Source organism: Sporosarcina luteola, from assembly GCF_007991495.1.
Classification (GTDB): domain Bacteria; phylum Bacillota; class Bacilli; order Bacillales_A; family Planococcaceae; genus Sporosarcina; species Sporosarcina luteola.
In genome coordinates, this window is the sequence record NZ_BJYL01000003.1 from 170514 (window position 1) to 179095 (window position 8582).

General features: G+C 41.3%; 4 protein-coding genes. All 4 read left to right on the top strand.

All coding sequences use genetic code 11. The features are described 5' to 3' along the window. Positions 1-66 precede the first annotated feature (66 nt). Positions 67-1398 carry a serine hydrolase domain-containing protein gene (locus SLU01_RS01150; protein WP_147054444.1) on the top strand — a complete coding sequence of 444 codons (1332 nt, stop codon included), beginning with the start codon at positions 67-69 and terminating at the stop codon, positions 1396-1398. A 228-nt stretch (positions 1399-1626) separates the two neighbouring features. Then, a complete protein-coding gene (locus SLU01_RS18310; protein ID WP_147054446.1) occupies positions 1627-7050 on the top strand; it encodes a collagen binding domain-containing protein in 5424 nt (1807 codons plus the stop codon). 26 nt (positions 7051-7076) lie between these two features. Further along, a complete protein-coding gene (locus SLU01_RS01160) occupies positions 7077-7691 on the top strand; it encodes a class D sortase (RefSeq protein ID WP_246110829.1) in 615 nt (204 codons plus the stop codon). Between the two features lie 279 nt (positions 7692-7970). Next, a partial coding sequence (locus SLU01_RS01165) for a hypothetical protein (RefSeq protein ID WP_218029684.1) occupies positions 7971-8582 on the top strand: 612 nt, incomplete at its 3' end.

Consider the following 8582-nt stretch of genomic DNA (forward strand, 5'->3'; position numbering starts at 1 on the left):
CAATAATTATAATGATATAATGGGTATAAAGGGAAAACTTAAAAAGTACTGGGAGGATGGGTGCAAATGAGTCGATGGGAAGAATTTGAAGCATACGTGAAAGAAATCATGGAATTGGAGCAAATACCTGGAGTTGCGGTTGCGCTGTCCGAAAATGGAAAGACGATTTACAAGAAGGGCTTTGGTAAAAGGGATTTGGAAACGAACGAACCTGTCACTTCTGAAACGATTTTTGGCATCGCCTCCGTCTCAAAATCATTTACTGCGCTAGCCATCATGAAGCTTGTGGAAGAAGGAAAATTACAAATGGAAGATGCGGTTACCAAGTATATCCAGGGTTTTCGATTAGTCGGATATGACAATATTGACGAAATAAAAATCCACCATCTTCTATCGCATACAACAGGGATCGCCACAATGGAGAGAATGGAACAAATACGCGGATTTGAAGAACATCTTAGCTATCTAAATGAAAGGGAACGAACATATTTAGGCAAGCCCGGGGATTTTATTTGCTATAACAACGATCTGTTTTTATTAGCAGGTGCAATTATTGAACAGGTGACCGGGGAGAATTATCAGGATTATATCCGTAAGCTGTTAGTAGCGCCACTCAAAATGAACCGCACAACTTACAGTCTACGTGAATTACATAGCTTTGAAAATGTGACGACGCCCTATGTTTTGGAAAATGGTAAACCAGTAACGTGTGCATGGCCAACACTAGGGAACTATGCAGTTGGTGGCGGCATCCGATCGACAGTCACTGATTTGCTTCAGTACGGGAACGTATTTGTCGGTGCGAATGAAAAAGAATTAGTCTCTCAGCCATATATTGCGAGAATGACGGAACCTATCCATCGCATAAATAGAAATAGTTATTATGGATATGGCCTTCAAACGACTCCTCATTACTCAGGTGTGACTTTGGTCGAGCACGGCGGTGGGCAACCTGGAGTATCGTCCAATTTCGGCTTTATCCCGGAGCGAGGAATTGTAGCAGCCGTATTAACAAACATGAGTGATGTAAGTGCAAACGCCATATGGCTTGCAGCTGTCAATACAGCTCTCAATCTCCCAATTGACCAAAAACGAAGCGAAGAGCCTTATTTTGAAATAAAACCGGAACTGCTCCAGCGCATGGTCGGCACATACCGATCAGGAGAGGGTGCTGAAGTGAAAATTGCTATAGAAAATCAAACAGCCATAGCGACAATTTCCGATAAGACATACAAACTACGGGCAAGTGATGAAAGAACGCTCGTTATGCTACCCGTCGAAAAGCCAATCCGTTTCTTTTTTGATGAAGAAAACAACGCTTGGGCAATATTTCTAGGGCTGAGAATGTTGTTGAGAAGCACAAATCCTTCATCGGTAAGTGATTCTATAAAAAACTAAAATGAAAACAACACTTTTAAACGCAGTTTCGCGTTGGGAGTGTTGTTTTTTATATGCCCAAAACTAAGCTTTAAGAGAAGTGTAAGAGTTCTTTAAGAACACTGAACTATTATAAAGAATGGCACCAAGACTTACTTGAATCATACCAAAGGAGTTGCATCAGTCATAGACAACAGAAAAACGAGTTTATTGCAAAACAAGAATGAAGGAAGGGGGAAACAAAACGTTATGAAAAAGATTTATGTATTCATGCTCATGCTACTACTGATCGGCCAGACCATTTTGGGACCGATGGGGACGGTGATGGCGCAGGACATTGAATCATCTTCATTCTCGCTGAAGGAAGGTACACTAATAGTTGCTGACGAAAGCCGGAGTATTAAAGAAGGCGATACAGTTACGTTGAATTATGAATGGTCGCTTTCGGGTCCTTTAACAGAAGGGATTTCAAGATCAATTGATTTGCCGGAACAGTTACAGGCTTCAAAAGTCCAAGAAGGTCAACTCTTCATTGAGGGCAAGGAAATCGGTCGTTATATAGCTGAAGGCAATACGCTTATTGTCTCTGTAAATCCCTATAAAGCAGAGCTAAAGGAAGATGACAACAATGGAACTGGCGAAAGCACAGATGAAACAGCAGATGGTAATGAGGAAAACACGGAATCTGATACAGATGGGAGTCCTAATGACCTCGAAGCTGACGAGCAAGACACGGATAACGATGAAAACGCAAATTCTGACACTGAGAGTGATGACTCTGAGACGGCTTCCAATACTCTACGTGGGACAAAAACAGTAGCTCAAGCGACTGAAACTAAACGGAAATTCCAACCTGTATCAGAAACAATTTCAATCGAAACAATTGTGATTGGCAGTGAAAAGGAAGAAATCACGTTTGGTGGAAATACGTATATAGCGAATGGCGAAGACGGGGAAGAAGCGGACGCAGAAGGTAAGAAATCAACCCTAAATGAAATTGAAACAGGCAAAATGCCGGAATCCGTAATAAAGAATACTGAATTCACTATTGATGGCAAAACTGTGTCTAGTCCTGTCACTGTGCAAAATGGTCAAACAGCTGAATTTAGATTTAACCTAGAGCTTGAAGCAGGACATTATTATGGACCGGGCTCGACAATGACGTATACATTGCCGGATATTTTTACAGATATCAAATTCCCTGAAGGGACCCAATTCGGAGACCTTGGAGAAATCACAAAGAGCGGCAATGATATTACGATTACGTTTAATAAAAACATTATTGACGAATTTGGAGCTGGAACCGCATTTGAACCAGGTGCACATTTTTTCATTGCAGCAACATTCAACAACACAGGCAACGATGTAAATGAAACGATTAATCTACCTGGTCAATTGAATATCGTACTGAATTTTACGCCATTGGGCGGTTCTACAATTTCGAAGAATAATGGTTCTCCTCAACCTACTGATCAAAATAGTGACTATATCACTTGGACTGTTAAAGTAAACACGGATCTAGCAGCGTCAGGCACAGTGCCATTTGTAGACACACTGACGGGGGGACATACATTTGATCTAAGTTCAGTGAAAATTACAGAACTAACGTTGAAACCAGATGGTACGGTATTAGACAGAGATGTGACAGATTATACACCAAGTTTTAATGGAACAAATACTAAAATGACAATCGACTTGGATGGAACAAAAGCATACGAAATTACGTATCATACACTTCCGGATGATCCAGGGAATAATGAATCCGTCACGTATCGAAATGGAGCTAAGTATGGTGACGCTTCTGTTCCCACTAGGGAAGCCACTGTTAATTACGGAACTCCTTTAAATAAAATGGGTTCCCTGAATTCTGCTAAATTAGAAACAGTATGGACAATTGAGTATAACTATAACAAGCGTACAATATCACAAGACAAAGCGAAATTGACAGATACTTGGACGATAGGAGGAAATGGTTCAAGTACAGCAGATACAGATGTAAAACATGAAATTGTATATACTGGTGCAGATCCTAAAGCTGGTTTTACAGTGATGGATAGTGGAGGTAACTCAGTAAGTGATTATACTGTATCACTTGATGGGGATAATGGATTTACTTTAGCGTTTGGTCATCAAGTGACAGATGCCTACACAATTACGTACAAAACAAAGCCATCCGCAGATACATTCATCACTGATACGATGACCATCCAAAATAACGTTGACCGCGCAGACAAGATTACAAGTAAAAATAATCCAACGGTAACGTATTCTAAAAACGATTTCATGTTAAACAAGTCGGCGACTGGAACACCGAACTATGAAGCCAAAACAATGGCTTGGACAATTACCGCCAACCAAGCAGGTTATAGTTTGGCTGAAGGTACGGTATTTACTGATACATTTACACATCAAAACATGACATTAGATGAGGATACATTGGTAGTAACTGTGCGTGGCGAGCGTCTTGTTCAAGGCACAGGATACACATTGACGAATAAAGGTAAAGACGGTTTTGATATTACATTACTAGAGGGAACGAATGGTAGGGTTGTCATAAAGTACACAACAGGTTACGACATTCGGGACGTTGGGACGAATGATCGAAAGTTCCATAATAGCGTTACGATAATTAACTCTGGTTTACCAGTTGATCCATCAGATTCAGCTGAGCATCGTGTTGCCCCTGAACAAACAGCAAACGGTAAAAAAGACGGTAAATACAATTACGCAACGAAAAAGTTCGAATGGGAAGTTGAACTGAACTTCAACCTCAATACATTAGAAGATGCGATTTTTGAAGATGTTCTTCCTGACACACAAACGGTTGATGTTGAAAGCATCAAAGTATTGAATGGAACATTGAATTCTAATGGGATATTCCAACCGGGAAGTGAGATTCCGGTGACGAATACAGCAACTGAACCTAACAAAATTGCGTTTTCATTAGGGAAGATCAAAGGTCCATATAAGGTGACATATGAATCCTATGATACCGACAGCGTATTCCCAGAAACAACTGGCAAAATCCAAATTACAAACAATGCAACATTGAAAGATGGAGACAATACAAACGCTTCCTGGACGAAAACAGTTGATGTCAATTATACAGACAAATTAATCAAGAAAAATGGTAGCCAAATCAGTGGGACGGCAGGGATTAAGTGGAATTTTGAATTTAACTTTGCGCAGTCTGATTTAAATAACATTGTCATAACTGACACAGTTGGAAAAGACAATGATGGCAACCCGAACCAATTAATTAAAGAAGACAAATTTGTCGTGAAGAAAGTAGAGTTTAGTGGTAAGTCTGATAATGCTAATTATAACCCGGGCAAAACGGAAACCTCGTTAATACGTGCTGAATACCAGCCAACTGGAGAAGTACAAGAGGGAACATATCAATTATTCGTGAATATTCAAGAAGGCAAATTTGATTTAAGACTACCAGATGGCGATAGCGCGTTTTACATTGAATATGAAACAATTTACATGGGTGATAACAACTCAACAGTAACAAATGAGGTGGAAGTAAACTATAGAAGTACGGATAGAAACCAAGCTTCAAATAATTTCTCTATCAGTAACTTCAGATACGGAAACTCTGGAACGACTGTTAAAGTACCGTTCATTGTTGTAAAAACTGATGGTGAGACCGGGAAACCGATGGTCGACGTTGAATTTACTTTATACAGTGAATTCCAACCAGGGGTTCCGTTGATTTCTAAAAAAACAGATACCGACGGTGTTTTTGATTTAGAAATGAAGTTAACAGAGGGTAATTATACGCTTAAAGAAACAACAGTCGAAGACTACGATAACCCTGGCGATATTGATTTTGTACTTCATCGTGATTCGGTTGAGGAAATCGGTAAATATGCCGGAAAGCAAGTCGTTGTAGTGGAAAACTTTAAGACGGGCTATGGTGCTACATGTACTGAGTTTAAATTGACAATTAACGATGTCGATAGGAATCTAGTAAAAAATAAATCTGTAACCTTAACGAATAAAGTAACAGGCAAAAGATATGTTATGCCAACAAATAGTGAGGGAGAATTAATATTACTTCCCGCAGAAGTTAATGCAGGCGAATATACTGTCGCTATCGATGAAAATGGAACTGAAATAATTCTCGGGGATATCACTGTTACTTACGATGGTGAGTGTGAATATAATCTTCAGCCAAATCCATCCTGCAGTAACTTCACAATCACACTTGAAGACAAAAACAATGTTATACGCCCGAATGTTACAGTTACATTGAAACACGAGGATGGTACATCGCCGGAAATTACGATGACAACTGATGCTAACGGTGAAATTAATTTATTATCAGCAGATACCCAAACCGGTGTGTACAAAGTGTATGAGGGGAAACAATTCCTCGAAACGGTCAAGATTACGTATAAAGATGGTTGTCTAGAAACACTTGTACAGGCACCGGCATGCGAGTCCTTTACTTTAACGGTTAAAGATGTAGATGGCAACCCTCAAGGAGCAGGTATTAGCATTACGATTAAGGATAAAGAAGGCACCGAAATTGAAAAAGATCTCCTCACTGACGATGAAGGCAAAGTCTCCTTGAAATTGGAGGCTGGTGAGTATGATGTGTTCGAAGGTGACGCAATAGAACCTTTTGCTGAATTTAGTACAAATATTGAATGTGAAGCTGAAGTTCAACCGTTACCTGTATGTAATGATTTTACTGTCACAGTGAAGACGGAAGAAGATGAGAAACGTTCTGATGTCATTGTAACGGTTAAAGATAAAATAGGGACAGAGATCATCACAATCAAAACAGACGAAAATGGCCAGACTAAAGTCCCTTCAAAGGATTTACCAGCTGGCAAATACACCATCTATGAAGGCGAGCTGTTCATCGGTGAAATCACTGTAAGCTACTTGGATGGGTGCGAAGCGGAGGTAAAAGGCAATCCGACGTGCACGACGTTCACCCTCACTATTCAAGATGTAAATGGGTTTGCGCGCGAAACAGGTGTTAAAATAACGATTAAAAATTCACAAGGTAATTTAGTTACTGGTCCAACTGGATCAGAATTCACAACAGTTACTGGCGGTATTGTATCTCTTGATTTACTACCAAAGGGTACGTACACTATTTACGAAAATGACAGTGTGATCGGCAGCTTCACAGTTGTGAATACTTGTTCTGCGATCGTAAAGCCAGCTCCAAGCGGCGGCGGTTGGATTCCATCAACTTCCCCTGAAGATCCAGACAAACCGACAGACCCGGAAACTCCTGTGTATCCACCGACGGATCCAGGAAAATCTGATCCAGGCACCCCGGTAGATCCTGACAAACCAAAACCAGGCAAACCAGGCGAAGAAGATCCGAACGATCCGAATAAACCAGGTCAACCGGGAGAAGAAGATCCAAATGATCCGAACAAACCGACTGATCCTAGTACGACCGATCCGACTGATCCAAACGCGCCAGGCAAGGATGATTCTGTTGAAGGGCAAGAAGGGAACAAAGGCAATGCGACAGGCAAGCCAGGCTCTGCAGGCGGATCGAAAGGGCAACAATCCAATGCATCTGGAAAGGACACATTGCCTCAAACAGGCGAGGAGCTCTATCTGTATATGACAATCTTCGGATTCGTCTTGATCTTGGCAGGTGGATTCATGGTGCGCCGCCGCAAAATAAATGAATAATCATTAGGAGAAGGAGGATGAGTGCGTTGAAAAACAAAAGGTCATTGTTTGGGATTTTCTTGTTGCTAACGGGGCTCATCCTCGTTTCATTCCCTCTTTTCAAGGAATGGGAACAGAACAAAGAAGTGAAAGCACTCGAACAAGCGCTGTCGTTCATTGCCGAATCGGATGGGAGCGAACCGATCGACCTTGGTGACATCGAGAACTTGCCATTTACGGAAGACCAGTTGAATAATGTCATGGAACTCGAAATCCCTTATATTGATGTGAAGCAGCATGTTCTTGATGAAACGACCGATGACAACTTGAACATCGCGCTCACGCAAATCAAACCCGGTCAGCAACCGGGCATCGGCAACTTTACGATTGCCGGCCACCGAGGCTACCGCGACGGACGCCATTTCAGTAACTTGGCGGAGGTGCCCGCAGGGGAAAAGGTCTATCTGCACGCAGGTGATAAAACATACATCTATGAAATCACCGGCTCCTCCGTCATCGAACCAACGCAAGTCGAAGTGCTGGACGATCATGAGGGAAAGAACGAAATTACTATGATTACCTGCACCATTTCCGGCAAGCAACGAGTAGCCGTTAAAGGGCTACTGATTGGGGAAACAGAGCGTAAGCTAGTCATTAAATAGTGAGTTAGGTGGCTGGCTAGTTTCCCACAGAAAAATATTTACAGCTCAATAAAAGATCACATGAGACCAGTCTGCTTTAGTAGACTGGTCTTTTCAATCCTGGAGAGTAAATCCAGAAATGTAAACAGTATTTGCCACACTGTATGTTATAGAAAAACTATTCAAAAAGCGTTGATATCTACCTTGTAATGCAAGTAGGTGATTAGTATGATGGTTGATAGAATAGGCTTGTATGTACGAATTTGCATATAGAGCTGTAGGTGAAGTGGGGGAGAGTTGTTGAAGCTTACAACTAAGCAATTTGCAATGGTATGTATAGTGATCGTACTCATTACTATAGTCATCACTGGTCGGAGCGTATCGGCAAAAGAGCAGGATTCATCAGGTTTCCTTGACTTTAGCGGCCAGAGCCAATCGAAAGATTTGTATACTAACCTAGATGGAGAATGGGACTTTTTTGAAAAGGAATTATTGACGCCTGATGAGGTGGAAGTACGATTACGCAATGGGATGGGAAAGGGTGTTACACTGCCTGATTCATTCCAAGCGCAGACGGGGGATATCAACTCTTTCGGTACATATAGCACGACGATTAAAATTCCTGACGCGTATGTTGGGAAAGCGTTAGCCATTCATATACCATTTCAATATAGTGCATATACCCTTTATGTTGACCAAAGTGAGGTTGCTAGTAATGGGATTGTGGGGGAGGATTCGTCCACACATGCTGCTGTAATGTCGCCAAGAATTGGCTATTTTTTTGCGCAATCCAATGAGATGCTGCTCACGATTCAAGTATCTAGTTTTGAGCATATTCGAGGGGGATTCGAAAACTCAATCTATTTTGGTGAGGCGGCGACTGTATCCCGAAAATTTAATACGAATATAATT

Bases quoted from the DNA above. Each gene is read 5' to 3' on its own strand.
- SLU01_RS01150 (WP_147054444.1), top strand. From the start codon at position 67: ATGAGTCGATGGGAAGAATTTGAAGCATACGTGAAAGAAATCATGGAA.
- SLU01_RS18310 (WP_147054446.1), top strand. From the start codon at position 1,627: ATGAAAAAGATTTATGTATTCATGCTCATGCTACTACTGATCGGCCAG.